Below are 25,718 nucleotides of genomic sequence, written 5' to 3' on the forward strand. Positions count from 1 at the left end.
TTAACAAAATTATAACATATACCGATTTGGTTTTTGGTTCATTTTTTATTAAATTTGTAATAATAGCATTATAATTATGAGTCAAGAAATATTAGAAATTTCTGTAAGAGTTGACGAGCAGTTTGATGTGAACTTTAATCTTAGCGATGGTGTTTTAGGTTTAATTCTAAGCATTTTTGAAGGTTAATTTGCACAGCTGATTTTCTATTTTAATTTTCAGGCAATTGGTCTGTTAGCTATTACTTTGTCCCAACTTTACGTATTTAGTCATTTAATCATTCAAAATTCAATCATTAAATAAACGTCGTATATTTGCGCCAATGAGCAGAAAAAGAAAAAATACTGAACCTATCAGGATTTCTGGTTTAAGTATTATTGATATTGCCGAAGAAGGCAAAGGGGTGGGCAAAGCCGATGAATTGGTAATCTTCGTTGATAAGGCCGTTCCTGGCGATGTAGTTGATGTACGTTTGGTAAAGAAAAAGAAAAACTTTGCAGAAGCGGTAATTGAAACTTTACATACGCCATCCGCTTTGCGACAAGATGCTTTTTGTAGCCATTTTGGTACTTGCGGCGGTTGTAAATGGCAGCACATGCAGTACGATGCGCAATTGACTTACAAACAGAAAAGTGTAGAGTCTGCTTTACAACGTTTAGGTAAAATAGATGTAAGTAATATCGAACCAATTTTAGGTTCTACTGAAAATCAATATTATCGTAATAAGTTAGAATATACTTTCTCTAATAAACGTTGGCTAGATGCTGCGGATATGGCTGACCAACCTGAAGGAAGAGAAATGAATGCTTTGGGTTTTCACGTTCCTGGCAGGTTTGACAAAATTTTAGGAGTTGAGCATTGCTATTTACAAGCAGACCCAAGCAATCAAATTCGTTTAAAGGTTCGTGATTATGCGTTGGCACACAACTTAAGTTTTTACGATTTACGTAATCACGAAGGAGAAATGCGTAACCTAATTATCCGTACCTCTAGCACTGGAGAAGTAATGGTCGGTGTGGTTTTCGCTTATGCTGAACAAGCAAAGATTGATGGCTTAATGGAATACCTGAAAGCCACTTTCCCAGAAATTACATCGTTGCAGTACATTGTAAATCATAAAAAGAACGATACAATTTTTGATCAAGAGGTAATCACTTACGCTGGTCGTGACCATATTTTCGAGGAAATGCCTCTAGGTAATGGAAAAAGTGTGAAATACAAAATCGGTATCAAATCCTTCTATCAAACTAACTCTGAGCAGGCTTACGAGCTGTATCGCATTACTAAAGAATTTGCTGACTTAAAAGGCGATGAACTGGTTTACGACTTATACACCGGAGCGGGAACCATCGCTAATTTTGTAGCGCATAGTGCAAAACAAGTGGTTGGTGTAGAATATGTGCCGTCTGCAATTGAAGATGCGAAGTTCAATTCTCAACTTAACGGAATTGATAATACTATCTTTTATGCCGGTGATATGAAAGACATCCTGACAAGAGATTTTATAGCAGAACATGGCAAGCCAGATGTGGTAATAACCGACCCGCCCAGAGCTGGAATGCACCAAGATGTGGTAGACCGTTTGTTAGAGATGGAAGCAGAGAAGATTGTTTACGTAAGTTGTAATGCGGCAACGCAGGCTAGAGATTTAGCTTTGCTTACCGAAAAATATGAAGTGGTTCGTATTAAACCTGTGGATATGTTTCCGCATACGCAACACGTAGAAAATGTGGTTTTGCTAAAACTTAAATAATTTCCTTCTGTTACAGAGTGAATTGAATATCAAATAGCTTTTATGATGCAGATGAAAAGATATTGTTTTTTGCTACTGTTGGTAGGGGTAATGTTTGCCTGTAGAAACGGAGAAACGAAAGAAGTGGAGGTGAGCACCAAAACTTTTAGGATGGATGCAGATACGACTTTGGTGGATACGTTGCTGCTTAGCGAAAAAGATACAGCCTTTGTCATTAAACCGAAAGTAGCGCAAGATCCTACGTTGCAAGAAAAGAAAGTGTTCGAAATCAATGTACTCTTTAGTAACAAAAAATGGCCAGCCTTAAATTTTAAGCAGGCCATTGGTGCAGATATTTATTTAGTTAAGGATTTAGATGGCGATAATCAACCTGAGTTATTACTTAGACCAGAATGGTTTAGCAGTTGTTGGGCAAGTATCAATCTATTTAGCATGAAAGACAATACTTGGAAAATGCTCAAAAAGGGTAGCATGTACTTTTGTGCCGATGAATATCCTTTAGCTAAGCGTATAGAAGAAAAAAACAATAAATATTACCTGCTTACTGATAGTTTGGCAGATGATCAATTTATAATTAATAAAAACGAAATCAAGTTTTAAGATATGGAATCGGAAGAATTGTTAGGAGGTGGAAATCCTAATGGGGAACAAAAAGAAGAAAAAAAGCAAAGTCCTTTATTAAGTTTAGAAAAGGATTTAGAGTTCTATGTTGACTCCATCAAAGAGGTGGCCGTAGAAATTATGGTAGAAGGCATATCAGCTGCACCAATTTTCATAGCGCATCAACACGAGGTGAAGTTGGGAGAAATGATTTTAAACAGAGAAGAGTTAAATACCAACTGGACAATACAGGCTTCTACTTTAGAAGAATTTATAGAAAAAGGAATTATCAAGCCTGAAAAGAAAGAACATTTTCTTAAAAACTACAAAAAGCCAGAAGATTTTATGTGCGTTTTTGTAATTGTACCTGAAGGAGCTAATTTTATTTACTATCCTTATTCAAAAAACTAATAACACTATACTTATCCCGTTTCTACAGGGGTTCTTAGTCAAATCATAAGTAAATTATATAGAAATAAAAAAGGCCAATACTGCATCCGCGGTATTGGCACTTAACTATTAACTAAACTAAATTTTCCTATTTGGTATCCGCTAGTGATTAATTTACGTGTATAATATCAGCACTCTTAGAGTTTGATACTTTCTTTAATGCAGCACTGCCTTTATAATGTATATCGCTACCGCCAGTAGCATTTGCTGTCAATCCTTTATTTACGAAAACGTTAGCATCCGAACCTCCACTGGTATTTACCTTTGCGTAGTTCACTTTAAACTCAAAAGCATCTACATCACTACCGCCGCTAGTGTTTAAAACCATGTTTTCTGCCGAACCTTTTAGGTTGATGTCGCTACCGCCGCTAGAAGCAATAGTGATGTCTTTGCAAACAATACTTAAATCCATGTCAGCACCTCCAGAAGATTTAATGCTTATTTTATCGGTGTTGATGGTGTTTTGAGTTTCTACATCGCTACCACCAGAAGCAGAAATACTGTTCAACTTCTTGAAGGTAACGTGAACTTGTATAGAGGTACCTTTAAATAAACGTCCCCAATTAATGCCTTCTTTATATTTAATGGTTAGATTATTCCCTTCTTGTTCAATAACTACATCTTTAATTACATCTTCTAAACCTTTAATAACTAAGGATTCGGTACTGCCTTGGGTTAAAAACAAGTCGATGCCACTGCTTACGCCAATACTGTTGAAATTTTTGACACTTACAGTTTTAGAGCTTTGCGCCGATACATTTAACGTGATGAAGCAGGCAATAAATAGACCGCTAATTTTTAAAAGAAAAGAATTTCTCATGATGTTTCGAAAATTGGTTTAATCATTAGACGCACGTTAACTGCCAAACGTTGCACCAATAACTAAAAAAAAATCGATATTTGATATTGAAGCTTAAAATCGTTCTTTTGTATAATAAATCTCAGCAAGATGCCCCAAAATCAATTACTCATTTTAGATAAGAAGCAAATCCAGCAAAAAATCAATAGAATTGCTTATCAGATATTAGAAGATAATATGGATGAGAAAGAAATTGTACTTGCTGGAATATGGGATAGAGGTTATAAATTGGCTGTTCGTTTAGAAAAAACACTAAAAGAAATTTCTGAATTTAAAACCACCTTATTGCGTGTAGATTTAGAAAAACAAAGCAGCAAGTTAATCGCCAAAACCGATTTGCCAGAAAGCAACTGGAAAAACAAAGTCATTATTTTGGTAGATGATGTACTGAACAGTGGTAAAACCCTTGCTTATGGTTTGGGTGTGTTTTTGAATACTCCCCACAAGAAAATCAGAACAGTGGTTTTGGTGGATAGAAGCCATAAAATTTTTCCAATTGCAACAGATTTTGTTGGTTTAGAGCTGGCTACGGTACTTAAGGAACATGTAGATGTAATTATGGATGTAGAAGGTGAAGAAGACAGGGTTTATTTGAGCTAGTACTATTTCTGTGTAGCACTAGCCCGTCTGATGATTCTACCTTTTTCTTTTTCTATTAACTACATATTCCTCTATGGCTTCTTTTGTGGTAAGCCAATTTTTGCCCTCTTTATATGCATCTATTTTGCCCGTTCGTGCTAATAGGCTAACATATTCTTGTCCATAAGGAAAATCAGGCTCTGATACGATGCTAGAGATTGGTTCATAATCATCGTAGCTATTGCCAGGCATTGCGTTGATATACATATTTAACGAACGCTCTGTAGCCTGTAACATTAATAGGCAGAGTTTATGATAGCTGCCATTGTTAGCTTGATTAAGTGCATCGTAGTATTTCTTTCTGTCATTTTTAAGGATAATAGCGGGTGGAAATCCTTTTCTCATTAACAATAAATTCATCGCTAAACGAACTGTGCGCCCGTTTCCGTCAAAAAATGGATGTATCCAGGCTAACTTATGATGAAATAACGTTGCCAACACTAAATCATCTGCACCAATTGGGTTTTCATTGGTGAAAGAAACTAGTTCGTCAAGTAAATCTGGAACTTTTTTAGCGCTTGGTGGCGTAAAATTAGCGCCAACAATACGAACACCCCCGTTTCTCAATCTGCCAGCGTATTCATCTTCAATATTTTTTAAAATGTAGCTATGCAGATTTAAAATATCAATGCTCCTTAAGGTATAATCTGGATTAACTAAATTGTATAGGTAATCTATTGCTTTTTCGTGGTTTACCACTTCAAAATGTTCTCTTAGTGATTTCCCGCCAACAGTAATGCCCTCTTCTAAAATTAACTGTGTTTCACGAAGATTGAGCGTGTTTCCTTCAATGCTATTGGAGTTGTAAGTCCATTCTAAGTTAAGTTGTTCCTTTATTTTGTGCAATACAGCGTTGGGCAAAGGTCTTGATTGATTAATCTTCGCTTTTTTTTCGTACAGCCTATCTATGTGTGGTTGTAGTTCTACTAAGTCTTCTAAATTAAATTCCCACATCTCTTTTAATATCGTTAACAAATATATTAATTTTATCCGATGTTAAAAATTTTCCTTAAATTAAACTTCTTCTGTGTACCTTTGTTAGGTAAGAGGTTATGATGAGCTATAATTTAAAGGTTACAATAGATAAGTCTTCAGGTTTTTGTTTTGGTGTAGTTTACGCTATAGATATGGCAGAAGATATCTTGGATAATGAAGAATATCTTTATTGTTTGGGTGATATTGTGCATAATGATGAAGAAGTAGAGCGATTGAAGGTAAAAGGATTGAGGATTATCGATCACGAAAAACTTCAGCAATTACACAACGAAAAGGTGCTAATTAGAGCACATGGTGAAGCTCCTTCAACTTATGAATTGGCTTTAACAAATAACCTAACCCTTATTGATGCTTCTTGCCCTGTAGTGCTAAAACTGCAGAATCGTATCAAGAACACACATGATGATGGCGAGAAAATTCTCATTTTTGGAAAACATGGACACGCAGAGGTAATTGGTTTGCAAGGTCAAACTGATGGTGAAGCTTTAGTGTTTATGGATATTGCTGAGCTGGATAATGTGGAGCTTCCCAATAAATTTACCCTATACAGCCAAACGACTAAAAGCGTAGATAAATTTTACCAAATTAAAGAAGAATTAATTAGTAGGGGTTACGAAGTAAAAGCTAATGATACCATTTGCAGACAAGTTTCTAATCGTTATGATGAATTAGAAAAATTTGTAAGTGACTTCGATAAAATTGTTTTTGTGTCGGGCAAAAAATCATCAAACGGTAAAGTGCTTTACGATGTGTGCAAAAAATACAATGATAATTCCTACTTCATTTCTAATGTAGAAGAATTAGACTACACTTGGTTTCAAACCAATGACAAAATTGGTATTTGTGGTGCAACATCAACACCTATGTGGTTAATGGAACAGGTGAAAGCACAATTGGAGAGTTTTTAATTGTTTCTAGGCACTTTGATTGGAAACTGCCAATCGAGAACTGTTTTGTGTCTCCTTCATGTCTTAAAATCTAAAATCATACATCTAAAATCGTAAATCAAGCTATATTTGCGGCAAATAATAAATAATGGCTAAAAAAGGTATACTGTTAGTTAATCTGGGCACACCAGATAGTCCAGAAGTAAAAGACGTAAGAAAATATCTTGACCAATTTTTAATGGATGAGCGAGTAATCGACATCCCTAAGCTAAATAGAACCTTATTGGTGAAAGGTATAATTGTTCCTTTTCGTAGCCCGAAAACTTCGAAGTTGTATAAAGAAATCTGGAGTGAAAACGGGTCGCCATTATTATATTATAGTGAATTGCAAGCTCAAATGCTACAAGATAAACTAGGTAAAGAATATCAAGTAGAGTTGGCAATGCGATACCAAAGTCCATCTATCGAAAATGCGTTAGAAAAGTTGAAAAAGGGTTTGGTAAGCAGCATCAAAGTTATTCCACTTTTTCCTCAATATGCATCTGCAAGTACTGGTTCGGTACTACAGTTGGTAATGGAATTAATTAGCAAATGGCCAACAATTCCACCAGTATCTTTTGTGAATTCTTTTCATGATAATGATTTAATGCTGGAAATTTTTGCAGACAATGCAAGAAAGCACGGATTAGAAAATTATGACCATGTCTTATTTAGCTTCCACGGATTGCCGCAAAGACAGATGACTAAATCTGACCATACGGGGAAATATTGTCTGAAAGTGAATAACTGCTGCGATAACTATAACGATGCTAATAAGTTCTGCTACTCAGCGCAATGCCATAATACAGCAAAACTTTTAGCAGCAAAACTTGGTATTACTCGTGAAGATTACTCTGTTTGTTATCAATCTCGCCTAGGGAAAGAGCCTTGGATACAACCATATACTACTGATACTCTTAAAAAATTAGCATCGGAAGGTAAAAAGAGATTGTTGGTTTTTAGCCCTGCTTTTGTGGCTGACTGCTTAGAAACGCTATATGAAATCACGGTAGAGTACCACGAAGAATTTAAGGAACTAGGAGGGGAGCACGTACAGTTGGTAGAAAGCTTAAATGATGATCCTAGATTTATTGATGCACTAGCCGAAATGTCTATATAAATGGAAGATCACTTAGAAAAACTAGAACTTTTAACCAAAAGAACAGAAGGTGACTATCAAGCTTTTTTGTATGATTGCGATGGTACTTTGGCAGATAACATGATGGCGCACAAATTGGCTTATGAGGAAGTTGCGGCTAATTATGGCATCGCCCTAGATTTAAACATGATTGATGAATTTGCAGGGATGCCAACTGCAATCTTCGCAAAAGAAATCACTAAGAGGTACGGCGTGGCATTACCAGATACTTTTGCGAGCGAAAAATCTCAAATCTTCATCGATAAATACATAGAAAAAACGCAGCCTATTGCCTACGTTGCCGAGCATCTTAAAAATCATGTTGGCAAGGTTAAAATAGCAGTAGTATCTGGTGGAAGCAGAAAAACAGTTACTAAAACTTTAACTGTTTTAGGTTTAATTGATTTAATCGATGTGATGGTTTGTGCTGGCGAAACTCCAAAAGGAAAACCTGCTCCAGATCCATTTTTAGCTGCTGCAGACGCTTTGGGGATAGATCCCAATAAATGTATCGTATTTGAAGATGCAGATTTGGGTGTTCAAGGAGCTATCGCCGCTGGCATGGACTGGGTAAGAGTAGATAAGATCTAACTTGAAATTTTTTCGATAATTATATCTGTAGCACCTTTTTTCTCAGCGACATAGCTTGAAGCAATTTTTCCATTTTCATTTTTGTTAAAATACTCAAATGCGGAAACTAGCTCTCCTGTATTGCAGATACTTTTGGCAGCTCTGATATTAATCAAGTCTTTAGCTTCTTGAAATTTATGGTAGTTAGGTCCAAAAATTACCGGCAAGCCAAAAGCTGCTGCTTCTAATGTGTTGTGAATACCAATCCCAAATCCTCCACCTATATAAGCAATTTTCCCATATTGATATAGCGAAGACAGCATTCCAATGTTATCTATAATCAGAACCTGATGATCTGGTTTCATTGGATTTAGTTCTGAAAACTTTGTTGCCTGGGGAAATAGTTTTTCAATTTCTGAGATATGAGATTCATGAATTTCATGTGGGGCGATAATTATTTTCCAATTAGGATATTTTGTAGCTAAATCAACCAATAATTTTTCGTCATCTGGCCAAGTGCTTCCTGCAATTAAAACTGGTGCATTTGCACAAAATTGCTTAATAATAGGTAGCTGTTTTGGTTGTTGTGCATTTTCGAAAACTCGATCAAACCTAGTGTCGCCACTAATATTGATATTGTTGATACCAATGCTTTTGAGTAGGGCAGCACTTTCTTCGTTCTGTACAAAGAAATAATCAACAGATTTCAACAAGTTTCTATAAAATCCACCGTACCATTTGAAAAAAACTTGATTCGGCCTAAAAATGCCAGATATGATGTATAATGGTATTTGTTTTAAAGCTAGTTCTGTAAAATAATTGGGCCAAAATTCATATTTGGTGAAGATTGCTATCTTAGGATTTACAAGTTCAATAAATTTTTTAGCGTTAGCAGTAGTGTCTAGAGGCATGTAGAAAATCCCTTCAGCCAAAGTGTAATTTTTTCTAATTTCGTATCCGGATGGAGAAAAAAAAGTGATTATGATTTTCTCTTCGGCGTTTAGGGACTTGATTTTTTCTAATACTGGCCTCCCTTGCTCAAATTCTCCTAATGAGGCAAAATGAAACCAAATGGGATGTTCCAAGTTTTGCGTTTTAATTGCGATCTGGTCAAAAATTTTTCTTCTGCCCCCAATAAGTAGCTTGGCCTTCGCATTAAACAACGATGCTAACCTAACCAATAGCTCGTAAATTAAAATACTAATGTTGTAAAGCCAATACATATTTGCTGCATAATTTATTATCTTCGTCGAAGATAAATATTAATGTTAAAAACATTCCATAATATATGAAGATAGCTGTAATTGGTACAGGTTACGTAGGTTTGGTAACAGGTACGTGTTTGGCCGAAACAGGCAATAACGTAATCTGCGTAGATATCGTTGAAGAAAAGGTTAATAAAATGAAAGCAGGTCAACTGCCGATTTATGAGCCAGGTCTAGATGTACTTTTTCACCGTAATATAGCGCAAGGCCGCTTATCTTTCACCACTAACTTGGCAGAAGGAATTGAAGATGCACAAATCATTTTCATGGCATTGCCTACCCCTCCAGGAGGCGACGGTGCTGCAGACCTGTCTTACATTTTAGGTGCTGCAAAAGATATTTCTAAATTAATCACGGAATATAAAGTAATCGTAAATAAATCTACGGTGCCGGTTGGTACAGCAGATAAAGTAGCTGCGGTTTTCAAAGAGCATACCAATATAGAGGTTGATGTAGTTTCTAATCCAGAGTTTTTACGTGAAGGAGTAGCGGTGGATGATTTCATGAAGCCAGACCGTGTGGTGATTGGCACTGGAAGCGAAAAAGCGAAGAAGTTAATGGGTGAGCTGTACGCTCCTTACGTGCGTCAAGGAAATCCAATTTATTACATGGACGAGCGCTCTTCTGAATTGACTAAATATGCTGCCAACTCATTCTTAGCAACTAAAATTACTTTTATGAATGAAGTAGCAAATCTTTGCGAAATTGTAGGAGCAGATGTAGATGCGGTGCGTAAAGGAATTGGCTCTGATGACAGAATTGGTAAAAGATTTTTGTTCCCAGGTATTGGCTACGGAGGCAGTTGTTTCCCTAAAGATGTACAGGCTTTAGAAAAAGCAGCAGTAGAACATAAATATGACTTCAAAATCTTGAAAGCCGTAATGGATGTAAACGAAAAACAAAAAACCGTTTTAACAGATAAAGTTTTAAAATATTATAAAGGCGACGTAAAGGGAAAGAAATTTGCTCTTTGGGGTTTAGCTTTTAAGCCAGAAACTGACGACATTAGAGAAGCACCTGCTTTGTATATCATTAATGATTTGTTAGCAGGCGGCGCAGAAGTAACTGTTTTTGATCCTGAGGCTATGGGGAACGTTAGAGCCTTGCTGGGAGATAAAATCGGCTATGCTAAAGATCAGTATGAGGCATTAGAAGGTGCAGATGCATTATTGATTGCTACAGAATGGTCTGTATTCCGTAACCCTGATTTCGAGAAAATGGAAGAAGTGTTAAAGAATAAAGTTGTATTTGATGGACGTAACCTTTTTGATCTCCAAAAAATGATTGATTTAGGATATTATTATAACAGCATAGGTCGTAAAATTGTAAGCTAGATGGAACGTAAAAGAGTATTAATAACAGGTGCTGCTGGATTTTTAGGATCACACCTTTGCGATAGATTCATTAAAGAAGGATGCCATGTGATTGGTATGGACAACCTGATTACTGGAGATTTGGCCAATATCGAACATCTTTTTAAATTGGAGAATTTCGAGTTTTATAATCACGATGTTTCTAAGTTCGTTCACGTTCCTGGAAATTTAGATTATATCCTACATTTTGCGTCGCCTGCAAGTCCAATCGATTACCTTAAAATCCCAATTCAAACCTTAAAAGTAGGTTCTTTAGGTACGCATAATTTACTTGGATTAGCAAAGGCTAAAGGAGCTAGAATGTTAATTGCATCTACTTCTGAGGTGTATGGAGATCCGAATGTGAACCCTCAGCCAGAAGAATATTGGGGTAATGTAAATCCAGTAGGTCCTCGTGGTGTTTACGATGAAGCAAAGCGTTTCCAAGAAGCAATTACCATGGCTTATCATACTTTTCATGGAGTTGAAACCCGTATTGTGCGTATTTTCAACACCTATGGGCCTCGTATGCGACTAAATGACGGACGTGTTTTGCCTGCATTCATTGGTCAAGCTTTGAGAGGCGAAGATTTAACCGTTTTTGGTGATGGTAGCCAAACTCGTTCTTTCTGTTATGTAGATGATTTGATTGAAGGTATTTATCGCTTGTTACAGTCAGACTATGCTAGTCCTGTAAATATTGGTAACCCTGATGAAATTACGATCAAGCAATTCTGCGAAGAGATCATCAAGTTGACCGGCACAGACCAAAAAATTGTTTACAAACCATTACCGCAAGATGATCCTAAGCAACGTAGACCTGATATCACGAAAGCAAGAGAATTGCTGAAATGGGAACCTAAAGTGAATAGGGCAGAAGGCTTGAAAATTACTTACGAATATTTTAAATCGTTATCGCCAGAAGCGCTAGCGAAAATAGACCATAAAGATTTCACTACCTATAATAAATAAGCATGTCTAAAATTTTAGTTACCGGAGGAACGGGGTATATCGGTTCCCACACTGTTGTAGAATTACATAATGCAGGCTACGAAGTGATCATTGTTGATAACCTTTCTAACTCTAATATTAAGATTTTAGATCAGTTAGAGCAAATTACAGGTAAGCGTTTTGACTTTGTTGAGTTAGATTTACAGGATGAAACTGCAGTAGAAGGTTTTGCAAAACAGAACCAAGATCTTTCTGGAATTATTCATTTTGCAGCTTATAAAGCGGTAGGCGAGTCTGTAGAGCAACCATTGAAGTATTACAAAAACAACTTCTATAGCTTGATTAACTTATTGACGGCTTATCCAAAAACCAACTTTGTTTTTTCTTCCTCTTGTACGGTTTATGGTCAGCCAGATCAATTACCTGTAACAGAAGATAGCCCAGTTAAAAAAGCTGAGTCTCCATACGGAAATACCAAACAAATTGCGGAGGAGATATTGGTAGAAACAGCTAAAGTAACGCCTGGTTTAAATGTAATTGCTTTGCGTTATTTTAATCCAGTAGGTGCGCATAAAACAGCTTTAATTGGTGAATTGCCAAATGGAGTACCGCAGAATTTAATCCCATTCATTACGCAATCTGCAATAGGTAAACGCGGTCCAATCCAAGTATTTGGGGATGATTATGATACTGTAGACGGTTCTGCAGTTCGCGATTATATTCACGTGGTAGATTTAGCAAAAGCACACGTTGCCGCTGTTAAAAGATTGGAAGATGGAAAAGTAGACAGCTACGATGTTTTCAACTTAGGAACTGGAAAAGGCTCTTCTGTTTTAGAAATCATCAATGCTTTTGAACAATCTACAGGTGAAAAATTAGATTATAAAATTGCACCTCGAAGAGAAGGAGATGTAGAGAAAACTTATGGAGATGTAACTAAATCTAAAGAGATTTTAGGTTGGCAAACAGAGTTAGATTTAAATGAAATGATGCGCTCTGCTTGGGAGTGGGAAAAATATATTAAGAACAATCCATTTTAAATGACCATCATGGGCATTCATTAAATTAATTCAATGAAGATTGTCATGCCCACTATAGCTCATTTACCATTAAAAACACTGATTACGAATGAAATTAAGTGAGCATAAAGATTTAAAGAAAGAAATTTTAGCACTGCCGGTAAAAGAGAAAGATAAATTGCTTTTACGTTTGGTTGCTAAAGACAAAGTGCTCACCGAACATTTACATTTTTTGTTATTAGAAGATGAAAGCAACCTTAGTGATAGGGTTGCTTTTATTAAAAATGAGATTACCGATGTTTTGGAGGATTTAAATACTACTCCGAAAACGAGTGCAAAAGATGCTTTACTGCTTTTACGTAAGCTAACCAAGCAAATCAACCATTTTTATAAAGTTACCAAAGCTGATTTTGAGGAAATAGAATTGAAACTGATGATGTTTAATGCTTCGCCAATGAACTTTAGATTCAAGGTGCATTCTTTAACTAAAAACCACGAGCAATTGTTAGCTAATTATGTGGTTAAATCAATATTAATTGTTCTGCGTAAGTTCGAAAAGCTGCACGAAGATTTGCAATTCGATTTGAAAGAAGAAGTAAATAAGTTATTAGCTAAAGTTTACGATAGCTATGTCGATAAGACGGCTCTAAGCTTGGGCTTACCTAAGCAGATAGATTAACTGATGCTCGTTGTACCTCAATACTTTTAACTTTTGTCTTTTTACTTTTAACTTAGCAAAGTGTTTGGTCTATTCAAAAAACGTGGTAAGGAGCCTAATATCGATTTTTCTTCGGTAGTTACCGATATGCATTCGCATATTATTCCGAGTATTGATGATGGTGCGCCAAATTTGGAAGCTTCTTTGGTTATGGCTAAAAAATATGTGGATTTGGGCTTTAAAAAAGTGATTGCAACACCACATGTAATGGCCGATTTTTACAGAAATACGCCCGATACGATCAATAAAGGCTTGGATGTTTTAAAAGAGGGCCTGCTCAAAAATGAAATTAACTTAGAAGTAGAAGCTGCTGCTGAGTACTACTTTGATGAGACCTTTATCAATAAGCTAAATAGAAAAGAAGTTTTAGGATTTGGCAACAACTATCTTCTATTCGAACTATCGTACATTAATCAACCACCAAATTTATTAGATGTACTTTTCAAAATACAAGATGCAGGTTTTTATCCAGTTTTGGCGCACCCCGAACGCTACCCATATTATCACGGAAGTATAGAGAACTATCAGCAAATTATCGAGTATGGTTGCTTTTTACAATTGAACACCATTTCGTTAACTGGCTATTATGGTAAGGGTGTGAAAAACGCAGCTGAAAGTTTAGTTGATCATCATTGTATCTCATTTTTAGGTAGCGATATGCACCATTTACGCCATGCCAAAGCATTGAAAGAAAGCCTAAACTTGTCTAGAGTAGAAAAGCTAATACAACAAGGGCATTTAAATAACGTGCTGCTTTAAACGATTGCTTTTTAGTAAATAATTACTCGTAACGTAAGGCTTCCACCGGATCTAATTTTGATGCTTTTTGTGCGGGATAATATCCAGAAACAATTCCAACTCCAATACAAAGCGCTAAACCTCCGCCAATAAATAACCAAGGGATAATAAAGCCTCCACTCATGGCCATGGATATAATATTACCTATGGCTACACCTAAAAATATCCCCATTATACCGCCAAGTAAACAAATTACAATAGCTTCTATTAAAAACTGTTTACGGATAACTGATGGATTGGCACCGATAGCTTTTCTAATACCAATTTCACGAGTACGCTCGGTTACCGATACCAGCATAATGTTCATCAAGGCAATAGATGCTCCAAGCAAGGTAATGATACCAATGGCCATACCACCAATTTTCACCACTTTTAAGTTCTCTATTAAAGTTTGGGCTACAGCGTCACTTTTGGTAATTTCGAAATTGTTGCTTTCGCCAATCTTTATTTTTCTGATACTTCTGAACATCGAAGTAGATTCACCAATGATATTATCTACAATATCGCCACCTGGCACAATCACAGTAATGGTATATGATGGATTGGCATTTGAGTTGATAAGTTTCGCTTTAAAAAGAGGTACGTAAACCGCTCTGTCTATGCTTGCGCCCATGCTAGAACCTTTTGCCGCAAGTACGCCAACAACTCTTAATCTATTGCTGCCTGCAGTAATTACCTTATCTAAAGGGTCTGCATCCTTAAACATGCTTTTAGCAATTTCCGACCCTATAACACAAATGTTTGGTCCATTAAGAGATTCTGAGTTGTTAAAACTTCTTCCATGCGAAAGTTCCAAGCCTTGTGCGGCTAATCCATTTTCATCGATTCCTCTAATATTAATGTTAGGGTTTGTTTTTTCCTGACCATATTTTACGGTAGAACCACTACTCGCAAATACACTGATAGATACTGTAGCAGGTGTATTTAGACGTTCCTTAAATTTCAAGGCATCTTCATATCTAATCGGCTTGTAGCTTTTTGGTCGCTCTCCAGAACCTCCAATTCTAATGCCCGTGCCTCTATTTCTGATGGTGAACGAATTGGCTCCCATACTAGAAAAGGCATCTGTCATTTTCTTTTCAATAGCATCAATAGTGGTTAAAATGCCCACCAGTGCAGAAATACCTATAGCAATAATGAGTGCAGTAAGAAAAGTACGCAAGCGGTTACTTTTAATAGATTGCATGGCTAATCGTACGTTTTCGCTATAGTTCATTATGAGTATTTAGATGTTTGTTATAATCTTAAGCTGATGCTCTTAGCTTTAAACCTTAAAGGTAAAAATAAAAAGTCCCGTTGTTAAGACAACGAGACCTCTTAAAATGTTACAATATTTTTTGTTTAAACAGAAAAGCTTGATCCACAACCGCAACTACTAGCTGCATTAGGGTTGTTAAATGTAAAACCTCTAGAGTTAAGACCATTTTGCCAATCTATCTCCATACCTAAAAGATACATTTGGTGCGCTTTGTGCATAAAAACCTTAATGCCTTCGATCACAAATTCTTGGTCGCCCTCTTTCTTTTGGTCAAAACCCAGCACATAATTCATGCCTGAGCAGCCACCGCCCTCTACACCAACACGTAAGCCAAAATCTTCAGCAATTTCTTGTTGGTCTCTAAGCTTTATCAATTCGGTAATAGCACCTTGGGTAAAAGTTACAGGTGCAAAAGTTGTCTCAACAGGATTACTCATCTTTATTTTAAAATTATGATAAACAAATATAAATATTAATGTACATTTTTGTTGCTCGTAATGGCTAATATTACGGTGTATAAACAAAACTGAATGGATTTAAGTAAATTCCTAGTCAACTCGGCAAGCTTGGCTGCTGGCGGTACTGTTATTATTGTGCTTACTTATTATATGGTTCGAAACGATATCATGAATTTTCTTAGTTCAAGAAAAAGCGTTTCCATCCCAGAAGATAAGGGTAGTTTGTTGGCTTTGCGTTTACAAGCCCATGAGCGGATGATTATTTTCGTGGATAGGATTAATCCGTCTAATTTATTGCTTCGGTTACACCAACAAGGTATTGAAGTTGAAGTGTTACAGCTAATGGCGGTGAACGAAATTAAAACAGAATTTCAGCATAATATTACACAACAGCTTTATCTGGAAGCTGCTACTTGGAAAGTAATACGTCAATTAAAGGACGATACTATTGCCATGATAAACAATGCTGTTAAAAACCTAACTGCTGATGCTTCAGGAATCGAATTGAGTAAAAAAGTACTCCATCACATGGGAGAAATTGAAGAGAATCCTTATGAATTAACTATCGGGCTGATTAAGCAAGATATACATAAATTGTTTTGAGGTTAAGTGTTTGGACTGATTAATTGGTTAACTGAGATTAAGCTTATGCTCCAACAATTAACCGATTAAACAAATCAACATTTAATCAGCTATTAAACATTTTAGCAAGTTGAAAATTGGTGCGAACAGTTAAACAATTAACCGATTTCAACAGTTAACCAAATATAAAAAGTCTATGGCGAAAAAACATACCACCACATCTGGAATAGAAATCAAGGATGTGTATACTACTGCTTCCCAAAATCAGGAGCTTCCAGGTCAATTTCCATTCACCAGAGGAATACAAAAAGACATGTATCGTGGGCGTTTATGGACTATGCGGCAGTATGCAGGTTTCTCCACAGCAGAAGAATCAAACAAACGTTATCATTATTTATTGGCTCAAGGTACCATGGGCTTGTCGGTGGCATTTGATCTACCTACACAAATTGGCTACGATTCTGATGATGAAATGGCAGAAGGTGAAGTTGGTAAAGTTGGTGTAGCCATTGATTCCTTGAAAGATATTGAGATACTATTTGATGGGATACAATTACAGGACATCACCACTTCTATGACTATCAATGCAACTGCATCTATCTTGTTAGCGATGTACATTGCATTGGCAAAAAAGCAGGGTGCAGATTTGCAGCAGATTTCTGGCACCATACAGAACGATATTTTAAAAGAATACGCAGCTAGAGGTACTTATATTTATCCTCCTAAGCCTTCTATGCGTATCATTACCGATATTTTTGAGTATTGTAGCAAAGAGTTGCCTAAATGGAACACCATTTCTATTTCTGGTTATCATATCCGCGAAGCGGGATCTACCGCGGTGCAAGAGTTGGCGTTTACTTTAGCAAATGGCAAAGCTTATTTAAATGCGGCGTTGCAAAAGGGCCTAGATATTAATGTTTTTGCTAAGCGACTATCCTTCTTCTTTAATTGTCACAATAACTTTTTCGAAGAAATTGCAAAGTTTAGGGCAGCAAGAAGGATGTGGGCCAACATTACCAAAGGTTTAGGTGCTACAGATGAGAAAGCAATGATGCTTCGTTTTCATACGCAAACGGGAGGTTCTACACTTACTGCTCAACAGCCGCTAAATAATGTGATGAGGGTCTCGAACCAAGCGCTGGCAGCGGTTTTAGGTGGCACCCAGTCTCTGCATACCAATGGTTACGATGAAGCGCTGTCGCTACCTACAGAAGCTGCGGCTAAAATCGCCCTGCGTACACAACAGGTAATTGCTTTCGAAAGCGGAGTTACAGATACAGTTGATCCTTTGGCTGGTTCCTACTTTATAGAATCACTTACCGATGAAATTGAGGCTGCCGCTAATATATATATAGACAAGATAGAAATGATGGGTGGTTCGGTAAATGCTATCGAAAATGGTTACATCCAGCAGGAAATTGCCAATGCTTCTTATCAATATCAAAAAGAAGTAGAAAGTGGCGAACGTGTAATTGTGGGGGTTAATAAGTTTACTCAAAAAGAAGACAGTTTTGATGAGGTTTTTAACATCGATGAATCCATTAGGACGATACAGGTGGATAAGCTAAAAAAGCTGAAGGCTGAGCGTAATAATATAGCTGTAGAAGCTGCGTTGAATGATTTGAAAAATGCAGCTAAAGGAACTGAAAATTTAATGCCTTTTATATTGCTTGCTGTACAAGAATATGCTACCTTAGGAGAAATAGCAAACTGCTTAAGAGAAGTGTTCGGAGAGTACTAAAAACAGTGTGGAAAAATAGTTATTAACATCAATCGTTGAGGTGGGCTTGTTTATGGTATTGCTGTTTAAGTAGTTACAAAATAATTCAAAAAAATATTCGGAATGTTGATAATTTTTTGAATATTCGAAGTCTCAAAAGTGCGCTATCAATTCGCACTTAACGGAACTGAAAATCAATAAATTATAGAAAACGATATGGAAAAAACTTGTACAGAAGTGTGGAATAGCTGTCTCCAAATTATTAAGGATAATATCCCGAATCAAAGTTTCAAAACTTGGTTCGAACCGATATCTGCCCTTAAGTTAGAAGGCAAGGTTTTGACCATACAGGTACCTAGTTTATTTTTCTACGAATGGCTTGAGGAACACTATGTTGGTTTACTTAGAAAAACAGTAAAAAAGCAGTTAGGAGACGAGGGTAGATTAGAATATAATATCGTTGTAGATAAGTCGTCTAGTACGGGCTCTCCATACACTACTAACATGCCGTCTAATGGAAACGGTGCAGAGGCAAAAACACAGTCGATGCCAATCCCTGTTTCTATCAATAAGGATATTAAAAACCCATTCATTATACCTGGTCTAAAGAAGTTAAATGTAGATCCGCAATTAAACCCTAATTATACTTTTGATAATTATATTGAGGGAGATTGCAATCGTTTAGCTCGCTCTGCGGGTTACGCTGTGGCTGCTAAGCCAGGAGGTACTTCGTTTAACCCGTTAATGATTTACGGAGGTGTAGGTTTAGGTAAAACCCACTTGGCCCAAGCTATTGGTAACGAAATTAAACGTAGTGTGCCAGATAAATTGGTGATTTATGTTTCTTGCGAAAAGTTCTGCCAACAGTTTGTAGACTCGTTAAAGAACAACACCATCAATGATTTTGTAAACTTTTATCAAGCAATGGATGTCATCATCATGGACGATGTACACAACTTTGCAGGAAAAGAAAAAACTCAAGATATTTTCTTCCACATCTTTAACCATTTGCACCAATCAGGTAAGCAGGTAATTTTAACCTCAGATAAAGCACCTAAAGATTTGGCAGGTTTAGAGGAAAGATTGTTAAGCCGTTTCAAATGGGGTTTATCTGCAGATTTGCAGGTGCCAGATTTGGAAACTCGTGTCGCTATCCTTAAGAAGAAAATGTATGCCGATGGTATTGAGCTACCAGGTGAGGTGGTTGAATATGTAGCACATAACATTGATAATAACGTTCGTGAGCTAGAAGGGGCGATGGTTTCATTACTTGCTCAATCTACTTTGAATAAGAAAGACATCGATTTAGCGTTAGCTAAACAGATGTTGAAGAACTTTATTAAAAATACCTCGAAAGAAATTTCGATGGAATATATCCAAAAATTGGTTTGCGAATATTTTGAAGTACCAGTAGATATGGTAAAATCGCAAACACGTAAACGTGAAATTGTACAAGCTCGTCAAATCTCTATGTATTTGTCGAAAAGCCATACTAAATCTTCATTAAAAACTATTGGTGCATTTTTTGGCGGTAGAGATCACTCTACTGTAATTTATGCTTGCCAAACGGTGGAAGATTTAATTGAGACGGATAAAAAGTTTAAAGCTTACGTAAACGATATTCAAAAGAAACTTAAAATGAGCTAATGCTCATATCACAATGTAAAAAAAGCCGAGCAAATTTGCTCGGCTTTTTTTATGGTAATCGCTCATTTCGACGAGGAACGATGAGAAATCTAACATTATAAATTTATTATGGCTTTTTCTTCGTCATAGCTCCTTGTCAAAATGACGTGAGGAAGAGTGCAGACAAGTTTTTACTTTAATTGGTTTTGATATAATTGATTGCCCTAATTCATTGCCGTCGACTTTAGTCGACGGAGTAAGGATATAAAAGAAAGCCCATTTTGAAATTATCCAAAATGGGCCTTTTATTTAAATGTATCTATGTTCTTAGTTTTTATAATCTGGGCAAGCCATAAAATAAACCAGCTACGTGTAGCGCTTGGTCAATCTTGTTGTCCTTTAATAATTGTTTAACCTCATCAATGCTATAAAGTTCCACATTTAAAATCTCATGCTCATCTAAATGTTGTTCATGTGTTTTTACACCACCTTTTAATAAGTAGGTAAAAGTTTTATTGGTAGATGTGGCTGGGTTTGGATACAAAGTGGCAATCAATTCACAGCTATCAAAACTATAACCAGTTTCTTCCAGCAGTTCTCTTTTAATGGCAGTTTCTGGTTCCTCACCATCATCAATTACACCTCCAGGAATTTCTAAGGAAATAATATCGGCTGCAAAACGATACTGACGCACCATAATTATTTCATTGCTTTTGGTTAGTGCAACCGCATTTACCCAATTCGGATATTCAAGTACATAATAATCGTCTTTAACCACCCCATTTTGTAGTTCGCAGGTGTCAACCCTTAAAGTTGCCCATTTCTCTTGTACTAAATATTTTGAGGCAAGTTTTTGCCATTTTTTTATTTCCATCTATAATTAAATCAAAAGTTAAAAGTAAAGATTAAAAATAGCCTAAGCATCTAAAGCAAATATTCTAGTAGGTTTTTTAATTTTACTTTTGAATTTTACCTTGCTAAAGGTATTGCTGTATAACTTCTTGTCTGTGAAAATTTACCAGATGTACAATCTTGTGTTTTTCTGCTAAAACTTTATAGATCAAATTTAATCGAGGGGCAATCAGCTTATTTCTTTCAATGCTGATTCCTAGCTCATAGTAAAGGAATTCACTTAAAGAATCCAGTTTCTCGGCAGGTAAATCAGTTTCTGTTAACCACTTTTCAAATGTAGTAACATTACCATCTTCCAATATTACTGAAGGAAGTTTAAAAGCATTATTAAGGGTTTCATTAAAAAGTAGACTAGCCTGCGCTAAATCTCCTTCTAATTTCAACCCCATAATTCTTGCCAGCACTTGCGCAAGTCTTTCAATCTCCGCTGTAATTAAATCTTTTCTGTACATTATTTACGTTGTAATGCTAAAAGGTTGTAACGTTGAAAGATTATTCAATTCCAACTGATAACTGATAACTGGATTACCAGCTTCCGCTACTTCCGCCGCCGCCAAAACTTCCACCGCCAAATCCACCGAAGCCGCCGCCGCCACTTCCTCCTCCGAAACCACCACCAAATCCACCGCCAGAACTACGACCGCTGCCAAATAACATTCCCCAAAATAAAGCGTCAGAAACGCCACGACCGCCGATGACTTCACCACCGCCTCCGCCGCCGCCTCTTTTAATGAGGATAATGATAACGATAATAATGATCAATACAATTAAGCCAGAGCCGGCACCGCCAACACCTTTTTTACCTTTAGGTTTATCGTTTTTGTACTCGCCTTTAACTAACGAAATGATAGAAGTAGTTCCAGCGTCTATGCCTGCGTAATAATTCCCATCCTTAAAAAAGGGCTTAATATCGTTTTCGATGATTCGTTTGGTGTAGATGTCAGGTAGAGCCCCTTCTAATCCGTAGCCGGTTTGTATGGAAAGCTTACGATCGCCCAGTGCAACCAATAAAATTACACCATTGTTTTTTTCTTTTCCACCAACACCCCATGCTCGCCCTAGCTTATAAGCGTATTCGTTAATGTCGTAGTCTCCAACAGATTTCATGATAACTACCGCAATTTGATTTGAAGTAGAATCATCAAATGCTACTAGTTTGTTTTCTAAACTAGCTACTTGTGCTGCGGATAAGGTATTGGTATAATCGTTAACCAATTTATTTGATTTCTCAGGAAAATCCTGTGAAAACCCAAAGATGGACGAAAGCAGTATGGTAAGTAAAAGCAATATTCTTTTCATCGTAAAATGTAACTTGGGTTAAATGGCTACGTTAATTAATTGCTATAGCCATATGCTAATTCTTGAGCTTACTTTTTGTCGATAAAAACGATATCGTTTGGTAATTCGTTTACATCGTCGTTTTGATTAGGGAAAAATGAGGAGAGCTTTTCTCCAGCCAATGCAATCCCAGCAATAATTCCATCGCATAAATTTCCTGCCATGAAATGAGCTTTCATCGCAGTTTTGGTAGTTTCCCAAAAATCAGGAGGTACTAAATTGTTGATCCCTTTATCGCCAATAATAGCAAATTTATGGTCTTCGGTAGCCAAATAAATTAGCACACCATTATGTTTCGAGGTTCGGTCCATTCCCAATTCATGGAAATAAGCGGTCGCTCTTTCGTATGCATTCTCTTTGCAGTGTTTTTCAACCGCAATGCGTATCTCGCCAGAAGTTGCTTTTTCGGCTGCGGTAATAGCTTGGGCAATAAGTTCTTGTTCTTGTGTACTGAAAATAGACATGCCGATTAATTTAAATAGTAAAGGGTAATGTATGCTTAGATGTTCGTAAGATATACATTACCCTGTAAAAAGGCAGTTTTATAACTAAAATTCTACTTTAGGAGCGTTTTGCGCACCAGCGTCTGCTTTAAAAGCAGCCTTTTGTGAAAAGCCGAACATACCAGCTGTTAAGTTGTTAGGGAACGACCTAACTTTGGTGTTGTAAACTTGTACAGAAGCATTATAATCTGTACGGGCTACCGTAATTCTGTTTTCTGTTCCTTCCAATTGTGCAGATAAATCTCTAAATTGATCTGTAGCTTTCAATTGTGGGTAGTTTTCTGTTAATACCATTAAACGACCTAAAGCCTGTGTAATTTGACCTTGAGCCTGTTGGTATTTTTGCATATTCTCTTCTGTAAGCTTATTAGGGTCTACAGTAATTTGACTTGCTTTGCTACGAGCTTCTATAACAGCTGTTAAAGTAGATTGCTCAAATTTCGCTGCGCCCTTAACGGTGCTTACCAAGTTAGGGATTAAATCCGATCTGCGTTGGTATTGAGCTTCCACAGCTCCCCATTTTGTTTTAACATCCTCATCTAGTTTTACCATGCTGTTATATCCACAGCCGCTAAACAAAGCTACTATTGCAACAATCGCAACAATTCCAATTAAAACTTTTTTCATGTTATTTCTTTTTAGGTTTTATTATTTGATGATTAGATATCAATATTCATTCCTTGTTACTAAAACGCATAAAAAACTGACAAGTTGCCATATTCCAATACAAGATAAGTAAATAAAATAACAGCATCTAATATCTCTTCGAATAGTAATCAGACAATTTAACAATAAAACAATCCAACAATAATTCTAATTTTGCAGTGTTCGAGATAAAAACTCGACATACGCCATGCAAAAAGACATCGAAATAACCATTGTTCCTCACAATGTAGATAATCAGGTAGCAATTACAGAAAGCTTAGCCAAAGCATTAAATGTAAGCCCAAACAAAATCAAACATTTCAAAATATTAAAACGCTCTATTGATGCCCGCTCTAGAAAAGTGGTTTATCGAATGCAAGTTAGAGCTTTCTTAGATGAGGAATATATTGATGAAGAACAAGTTTTTAAATACTCCAAGGTTACTGACGATAAAAAAGTAATTATTGTAGGTGCTGGCCCCGCTGGTTTGTTTGCTGCATTGCAATGCATCGAAAACGGACTTAAGCCAATTGTGGTAGAACGCGGCAAAGATGTGAAACAACGTCGTAGAGATTTGGCGGCAATCAACAAACAAGGTGTCGTTAATACGGAATCTAATTATTGTTATGGTGAAGGCGGCGCCGGAACTTATTCAGATGGAAAGCTCTACACTAGGTCTAACAAACGAGGTGATATCAATAAGGTATTGCAAATTTTTGTGCAACATGGCGCCGATGAAGATATCATGATTGATGCCCGGCCGCATATAGGCACAAATAAATTACCACATATCATCACTGCCATCCGCGAAACCATAATTGAAGCTGGAGGTGAAGTACTTTTTGATTCTAAATTAACAGACTTAATTATTAAGGAAGGAAGTGTACAAGGAATTGTTGTAAATAATGAGCAGGAGATAGCTGCCAAATCAGTTATTTTAGCAACTGGTCACTCTGCTAGAGATATTTACGAGCTTTTACATCGTAAGAATATACTTATCGAAGCTAAACCTTTCGCGTTGGGCGTAAGAATAGAACATCCTCAAGACATCATAGACCAGGCGCAATATCACTGTGATATCAGGAGCGAATATTTGCCGCCTGCATATTATAGTTTGGTAGAACAAGTAAAAAACAGAGGTGTATTTTCTTTTTGTATGTGTCCCGGAGGTATCATTGCTCCATGTGCTACAGGTTTAGATGAAATTGTGGTCAATGGCTGGTCGCCATCTAAGCGAAATAACCCTTATGCCAACTCTGGAACGGTAGTGCAAGTTACTTTGGAAGACGTTCAAGGCTACGATCCATTGCGGATGTTACATTTTCAAGCCGAAATAGAACAAAAAGCATTTGAAGCGGGCGGAGGTAACCTGGTGGCGCCAGCTCAACGCATGGTAGATTTTGTAGAAAACAGACTTTCGTTAGATTTGCCGAAGAACTCTTATCTCCCAGGTACAAAAAGTAGCATGTTGGATAATATCCTTCCAGAGTTTGTTTCCGAAAGTTTACGTGGTGCACTGCCATTATTTGGCCGTAAAATGAAAGGTTATTATACTAACGAAGCTATTTTGGTAGGTGTAGAAAGTAGAACGTCTTCGCCAGTACGTATCCCAAGAGATAAAGAAACATTCCAGCATCCGCAAATTAAAGGCCTTTATCCGTGTGCGGAAGGTGCGGGTTATGCAGGCGGAATTGTATCTGCTGCTATAGATGGAGTCAATTGCGCAAATGCGATTCTAAACCAGAATAAACATTAGCACCTCAAAATCGTTTAATAGTTATACCGTTCAATTATCCTCTCGACAGTTCTAAAGTCAATTAATCTGTGCAATTCTAAAATCTGTACAATCAAAAAAGTTGAAATGAAAAAGACATTAATTATAGGCGCAAGTCCAGATGCTAATAGATATTCTTATAAAGCCGCACACATGTTAACCGGTCGTGGACATGAAATTGTAAACGTTGGTATCAAAAAAGGAGCGGTTGCAGGAGTGGAGATTGAAAAGCCGCAAGCTATCTATAACGATATAGATACCATTACACTTTATATTGGGCCGCCTACACAACCAGTATATTTCGATTATATTGTAGCTACAAAGCCTAAGCGTGTAATTTTTAATCCGGGTACTGAAAATATAGAGCTGCAACGAGTATTGGACGCAAACAATATCGAATATACAGAGGCCTGTACTTTGGTATTATTAAGTATTGGTCAATATTAGTTTTAAATGTTAGCAAATCAATTGTAGTAATTCTTCGGTTCCGATAGTCCCGCTGTTTATTCCAAGTCCGCACTCGTACCTCGCTTGCGGGCTTTCCATTTCCATCGGGTTTATTTTACTGCGGCACTGCCAGTGGCAAGCTCAGCGCCTGCAAACCGCTTACATATATATAACTATATAAAGGTTTGGATAATTCGACCTTTAATAGTCTCCATTTCCATGGGTTTTATTTTAACGGAGGCAAATCCGGTAGTAGATAGTCCAGAGCGGGTTCCGGATAGGGCTGGGGTTGCCATTGGAGCTATATAACAATTAGCTTGATGCGCTCCCTGTATATAATAGTATATATACATCACACTGCTGTTCCTTCCTTGCGGCCTTTGCATAGCCCCTTTCTTTCCCTTGCGGTAATAATGCGATCCT

General features: G+C 36.8%; 29 protein-coding genes. 18 read left to right on the forward strand and 11 right to left on the reverse strand.

Translation table 11 applies throughout. The features are described 5' to 3' along the window. Positions 1-76 precede the first annotated feature (76 nt). The 4 genes from CRO54_RS20800 (at position 77) to CRO54_RS20815 (ending at position 2,762) form a co-directional block, all read left to right on the forward strand. On the forward strand, positions 77-187 hold the full coding sequence (locus tag CRO54_RS20800) for a phenylalanyl-tRNA synthetase subunit alpha (RefSeq protein WP_097134033.1): 111 nt from the start codon (positions 77-79) through the stop codon (positions 185-187). A 133-nt stretch (positions 188-320) separates the two neighbouring features. After that, positions 321-1,751, forward strand: a complete 1,431-nt coding sequence (gene rlmD, locus CRO54_RS20805; RefSeq protein ID WP_097134034.1) for a 23S rRNA (uracil(1939)-C(5))-methyltransferase RlmD — start codon at positions 321-323, stop codon at positions 1,749-1,751. 51 nt (positions 1,752-1,802) lie between these two features. Next, entirely contained in the window at positions 1,803-2,351 is a 549-nt protein-coding gene (locus CRO54_RS20810; RefSeq protein WP_138765871.1) for a hypothetical protein, read from the forward strand. A gap of 3 nt (positions 2,352-2,354) precedes the next feature. After that, positions 2,355-2,762 (forward strand): hypothetical protein, encoded by a 408-nt coding sequence (locus tag CRO54_RS20815; RefSeq protein ID WP_097134036.1) that lies wholly within the window; start codon positions 2,355-2,357, stop codon positions 2,760-2,762. 148 nt (positions 2,763-2,910) lie between these two features. Here CRO54_RS20815 and CRO54_RS20820 read toward each other — a convergent pair whose 3' ends face one another. Then, positions 2,911-3,621 carry a head GIN domain-containing protein gene (locus tag CRO54_RS20820; protein WP_097134037.1) on the reverse strand — a complete coding sequence of 237 codons (711 nt, stop codon included), beginning with the start codon at positions 3,619-3,621 and terminating at the stop codon, positions 2,911-2,913. A gap of 129 nt (positions 3,622-3,750) precedes the next feature. On the opposite strand from CRO54_RS20820, the gene CRO54_RS20825 reads away from it, so the two are divergent. Further along, positions 3,751-4,260, forward strand: a complete 510-nt coding sequence (locus CRO54_RS20825; RefSeq protein ID WP_097134038.1) for a phosphoribosyltransferase family protein — start codon at positions 3,751-3,753, stop codon at positions 4,258-4,260. Between the two features lie 36 nt (positions 4,261-4,296). Here CRO54_RS20825 and CRO54_RS20830 read toward each other — a convergent pair whose 3' ends face one another. Continuing rightward, positions 4,297-5,274, reverse strand: coding sequence for a Fic family protein (locus CRO54_RS20830; RefSeq protein ID WP_205944036.1), 978 nt, complete (start codon positions 5,272-5,274; stop codon positions 4,297-4,299). A gap of 80 nt (positions 5,275-5,354) precedes the next feature. On the opposite strand from CRO54_RS20830, the gene CRO54_RS20835 reads away from it, so the two are divergent. The 3 genes from CRO54_RS20835 (at position 5,355) to CRO54_RS20845 (ending at position 7,950) form a co-directional block, all read left to right on the forward strand. Next, the gene (locus CRO54_RS20835) at positions 5,355-6,203 is read left to right on the forward strand and encodes a 4-hydroxy-3-methylbut-2-enyl diphosphate reductase (protein ID WP_097134040.1); all 849 of its coding nucleotides are present in this window, start codon (positions 5,355-5,357) and stop codon (positions 6,201-6,203) included. Positions 6,204-6,330: 127 nt separating this feature from the next. Further along, entirely contained in the window at positions 6,331-7,341 is a 1,011-nt protein-coding gene (gene hemH / locus CRO54_RS20840; protein ID WP_097134041.1) for a ferrochelatase, read from the forward strand. Further along, on the forward strand, positions 7,342-7,950 hold the full coding sequence (locus tag CRO54_RS20845) for an HAD family hydrolase (protein ID WP_097134042.1): 609 nt from the start codon (positions 7,342-7,344) through the stop codon (positions 7,948-7,950). It begins immediately after the preceding gene. Here CRO54_RS20845 and CRO54_RS20850 read toward each other — a convergent pair. Next, entirely contained in the window at positions 7,947-9,152 is a 1,206-nt protein-coding gene (locus tag CRO54_RS20850; RefSeq protein ID WP_097134043.1) for a 3-deoxy-D-manno-octulosonic acid transferase, read from the reverse strand. The genes CRO54_RS20845 and CRO54_RS20850 overlap by 4 nt on opposite strands. A 65-nt stretch (positions 9,153-9,217) precedes the next feature. Here CRO54_RS20850 and CRO54_RS20855 point away from each other — a divergent pair, with 65 nt between their 5' ends. The 5 genes from CRO54_RS20855 (at position 9,218) to CRO54_RS20875 (ending at position 13,993) form a co-directional block, all read left to right on the forward strand. Then, on the forward strand, positions 9,218-10,528 hold the full coding sequence (locus CRO54_RS20855; protein WP_097134044.1) for a UDP-glucose dehydrogenase family protein: 1,311 nt from the start codon (positions 9,218-9,220) through the stop codon (positions 10,526-10,528). Beyond that, positions 10,529-11,518 (forward strand): UDP-glucuronic acid decarboxylase family protein, encoded by a 990-nt coding sequence (locus tag CRO54_RS20860; RefSeq protein WP_097134045.1) that lies wholly within the window; start codon positions 10,529-10,531, stop codon positions 11,516-11,518. It abuts the gene before it with no gap. Between the two features lie 2 nt (positions 11,519-11,520). Continuing rightward, positions 11,521-12,537, forward strand: a complete 1,017-nt coding sequence (gene galE, locus CRO54_RS20865) for a UDP-glucose 4-epimerase GalE (protein WP_097134046.1) — start codon at positions 11,521-11,523, stop codon at positions 12,535-12,537. An 88-nt stretch (positions 12,538-12,625) separates the two neighbouring features. Next, on the forward strand, positions 12,626-13,195 hold the full coding sequence (locus CRO54_RS20870) for a hypothetical protein (RefSeq protein ID WP_097134047.1): 570 nt from the start codon (positions 12,626-12,628) through the stop codon (positions 13,193-13,195). Positions 13,196-13,255: 60 nt separating this feature from the next. Then, positions 13,256-13,993 carry a tyrosine-protein phosphatase gene (locus tag CRO54_RS20875; protein WP_097134048.1) on the forward strand — a complete coding sequence of 246 codons (738 nt, stop codon included), beginning with the start codon at positions 13,256-13,258 and terminating at the stop codon, positions 13,991-13,993. A 22-nt stretch (positions 13,994-14,015) separates the two neighbouring features. Here CRO54_RS20875 and CRO54_RS20880 read toward each other — a convergent pair whose 3' ends face one another. Next, on the reverse strand, positions 14,016-15,248 hold the full coding sequence (locus CRO54_RS20880) for an ABC transporter permease (RefSeq protein WP_097134049.1): 1,233 nt from the start codon (positions 15,246-15,248) through the stop codon (positions 14,016-14,018). 125 nt (positions 15,249-15,373) lie between these two features. After that, positions 15,374-15,727 (reverse strand): HesB/IscA family protein, encoded by a 354-nt coding sequence (locus CRO54_RS20885; protein ID WP_097134050.1) that lies wholly within the window; start codon positions 15,725-15,727, stop codon positions 15,374-15,376. 93 nt (positions 15,728-15,820) lie between these two features. On the opposite strand from CRO54_RS20885, the gene CRO54_RS20890 reads away from it, so the two are divergent. The 3 genes from CRO54_RS20890 to dnaA all read left to right on the forward strand — a co-directional run bounded on the left by CRO54_RS20890 (position 15,821) and on the right by dnaA (position 19,697). Continuing rightward, positions 15,821-16,351, forward strand: coding sequence for a DUF7935 family protein (locus CRO54_RS20890; protein WP_097134051.1), 531 nt, complete (start codon positions 15,821-15,823; stop codon positions 16,349-16,351). Positions 16,352-16,526: 175 nt separating this feature from the next. Then, positions 16,527-18,071: an acyl-CoA mutase large subunit family protein gene (locus tag CRO54_RS20895; protein ID WP_097134052.1), complete on the forward strand. Its 1,545-nt coding sequence runs from the start codon at positions 16,527-16,529 to the stop codon at positions 18,069-18,071. A 195-nt stretch (positions 18,072-18,266) separates the two neighbouring features. After that, positions 18,267-19,697, forward strand: a complete 1,431-nt coding sequence (gene dnaA / locus CRO54_RS20900) for a chromosomal replication initiator protein DnaA (protein WP_097134053.1) — start codon at positions 18,267-18,269, stop codon at positions 19,695-19,697. Between the two features lie 313 nt (positions 19,698-20,010). Here the strand turns inward: dnaA and CRO54_RS20905 are convergent, their stop codons facing one another. From CRO54_RS20905 to CRO54_RS20925, 5 genes are all read right to left on the reverse strand, one after another. Then, positions 20,011-20,550 (reverse strand): NUDIX hydrolase, encoded by a 540-nt coding sequence (locus CRO54_RS20905; protein WP_097134054.1) that lies wholly within the window; start codon positions 20,548-20,550, stop codon positions 20,011-20,013. A gap of 103 nt (positions 20,551-20,653) precedes the next feature. After that, positions 20,654-21,040 carry a hypothetical protein gene (locus CRO54_RS20910; RefSeq protein ID WP_097134055.1) on the reverse strand — a complete coding sequence of 129 codons (387 nt, stop codon included), beginning with the start codon at positions 21,038-21,040 and terminating at the stop codon, positions 20,654-20,656. A gap of 73 nt (positions 21,041-21,113) precedes the next feature. Beyond that, complete coding sequence (locus CRO54_RS20915; protein ID WP_097134056.1) at positions 21,114-21,887, reverse strand: TPM domain-containing protein; 774 nt, start codon at positions 21,885-21,887, stop codon at positions 21,114-21,116. Between the two features lie 68 nt (positions 21,888-21,955). Next, positions 21,956-22,390 (reverse strand): TPM domain-containing protein, encoded by a 435-nt coding sequence (locus tag CRO54_RS20920; RefSeq protein WP_097134057.1) that lies wholly within the window; start codon positions 22,388-22,390, stop codon positions 21,956-21,958. Positions 22,391-22,474: 84 nt separating this feature from the next. Next, positions 22,475-23,056, reverse strand: a complete 582-nt coding sequence (locus CRO54_RS20925) for a LemA family protein (RefSeq protein WP_097134058.1) — start codon at positions 23,054-23,056, stop codon at positions 22,475-22,477. A gap of 226 nt (positions 23,057-23,282) precedes the next feature. On the opposite strand from CRO54_RS20925, the gene CRO54_RS20930 reads away from it, so the two are divergent. After that, positions 23,283-24,830 carry an NAD(P)/FAD-dependent oxidoreductase gene (locus tag CRO54_RS20930; RefSeq protein ID WP_097134059.1) on the forward strand — a complete coding sequence of 516 codons (1,548 nt, stop codon included), beginning with the start codon at positions 23,283-23,285 and terminating at the stop codon, positions 24,828-24,830. Positions 24,831-24,935: 105 nt separating this feature from the next. Further along, positions 24,936-25,295: a CoA-binding protein gene (locus CRO54_RS20935; protein WP_097134060.1), complete on the forward strand. Its 360-nt coding sequence runs from the start codon at positions 24,936-24,938 to the stop codon at positions 25,293-25,295. Between the two features lie 173 nt (positions 25,296-25,468). Here the strand turns inward: CRO54_RS20935 and CRO54_RS21395 are convergent. Then, positions 25,469-25,718 (reverse strand): hypothetical protein (locus CRO54_RS21395; protein ID WP_218840078.1); only part of this gene is annotated, 250 nt, incomplete at its 5' end.

The organism is Pedobacter xixiisoli, from assembly GCF_900215335.1.
GTDB classification, from domain to species: domain Bacteria; phylum Bacteroidota; class Bacteroidia; order Sphingobacteriales; family Sphingobacteriaceae; genus Pedobacter; species Pedobacter xixiisoli.

Excerpts from the sequence above, each read along its gene's own strand:
- CRO54_RS20880 (WP_097134049.1), bottom strand. The coding sequence starts at position 15,248 with ATGAACTATAGCGAAAACGTACGATTAGCCATGCAATCTATTAAAAGT.
- CRO54_RS20855 (WP_097134044.1), top strand. The coding sequence starts at position 9,218 with ATGAAGATAGCTGTAATTGGTACAGGTTACGTAGGTTTGGTAACAGGT.
- CRO54_RS20825 (WP_097134038.1), top strand. The coding sequence starts at position 3,751 with ATGCCCCAAAATCAATTACTCATTTTAGATAAGAAGCAAATCCAGCAA.
- CRO54_RS20815 (WP_097134036.1), top strand. The coding sequence starts at position 2,355 with ATGGAATCGGAAGAATTGTTAGGAGGTGGAAATCCTAATGGGGAACAA.
- CRO54_RS20935 (WP_097134060.1), top strand. The coding sequence starts at position 24,936 with ATGAAAAAGACATTAATTATAGGCGCAAGTCCAGATGCTAATAGATAT.
- CRO54_RS20910 (WP_097134055.1), bottom strand. The coding sequence starts at position 21,040 with ATGTACAGAAAAGATTTAATTACAGCGGAGATTGAAAGACTTGCGCAA.
- CRO54_RS20930 (WP_097134059.1), top strand. The coding sequence starts at position 23,283 with ATGCAAAAAGACATCGAAATAACCATTGTTCCTCACAATGTAGATAAT.
- CRO54_RS20835 (WP_097134040.1), top strand. The coding sequence starts at position 5,355 with ATGAGCTATAATTTAAAGGTTACAATAGATAAGTCTTCAGGTTTTTGT.
- CRO54_RS20905 (WP_097134054.1), bottom strand. The coding sequence starts at position 20,550 with ATGGAAATAAAAAAATGGCAAAAACTTGCCTCAAAATATTTAGTACAA.
- CRO54_RS20810 (WP_138765871.1), top strand. The coding sequence starts at position 1,803 with ATGAAAAGATATTGTTTTTTGCTACTGTTGGTAGGGGTAATGTTTGCC.
- dnaA (WP_097134053.1), top strand. The coding sequence starts at position 18,267 with ATGGAAAAAACTTGTACAGAAGTGTGGAATAGCTGTCTCCAAATTATT.
- CRO54_RS20915 (WP_097134056.1), bottom strand. The coding sequence starts at position 21,887 with ATGAAAAGAATATTGCTTTTACTTACCATACTGCTTTCGTCCATCTTT.
- CRO54_RS20860 (WP_097134045.1), top strand. The coding sequence starts at position 10,529 with ATGGAACGTAAAAGAGTATTAATAACAGGTGCTGCTGGATTTTTAGGA.
- CRO54_RS20845 (WP_097134042.1), top strand. The coding sequence starts at position 7,342 with ATGGAAGATCACTTAGAAAAACTAGAACTTTTAACCAAAAGAACAGAA.
- CRO54_RS20925 (WP_097134058.1), bottom strand. The coding sequence starts at position 23,056 with ATGAAAAAAGTTTTAATTGGAATTGTTGCGATTGTTGCAATAGTAGCT.
- CRO54_RS20920 (WP_097134057.1), bottom strand. The coding sequence starts at position 22,390 with ATGTCTATTTTCAGTACACAAGAACAAGAACTTATTGCCCAAGCTATT.
- hemH (WP_097134041.1), top strand. The coding sequence starts at position 6,331 with ATGGCTAAAAAAGGTATACTGTTAGTTAATCTGGGCACACCAGATAGT.
- CRO54_RS20820 (WP_097134037.1), bottom strand. The coding sequence starts at position 3,621 with ATGAGAAATTCTTTTCTTTTAAAAATTAGCGGTCTATTTATTGCCTGC.
- CRO54_RS20870 (WP_097134047.1), top strand. The coding sequence starts at position 12,626 with ATGAAATTAAGTGAGCATAAAGATTTAAAGAAAGAAATTTTAGCACTG.
- CRO54_RS20885 (WP_097134050.1), bottom strand. The coding sequence starts at position 15,727 with ATGAGTAATCCTGTTGAGACAACTTTTGCACCTGTAACTTTTACCCAA.
- CRO54_RS20895 (WP_097134052.1), top strand. The coding sequence starts at position 16,527 with ATGGCGAAAAAACATACCACCACATCTGGAATAGAAATCAAGGATGTG.
- rlmD (WP_097134034.1), top strand. The coding sequence starts at position 321 with ATGAGCAGAAAAAGAAAAAATACTGAACCTATCAGGATTTCTGGTTTA.
- galE (WP_097134046.1), top strand. The coding sequence starts at position 11,521 with ATGTCTAAAATTTTAGTTACCGGAGGAACGGGGTATATCGGTTCCCAC.
- CRO54_RS20890 (WP_097134051.1), top strand. The coding sequence starts at position 15,821 with ATGGATTTAAGTAAATTCCTAGTCAACTCGGCAAGCTTGGCTGCTGGC.
- CRO54_RS20800 (WP_097134033.1), top strand. The coding sequence starts at position 77 with ATGAGTCAAGAAATATTAGAAATTTCTGTAAGAGTTGACGAGCAGTTT.
- CRO54_RS20850 (WP_097134043.1), bottom strand. The coding sequence starts at position 9,152 with ATGTATTGGCTTTACAACATTAGTATTTTAATTTACGAGCTATTGGTT.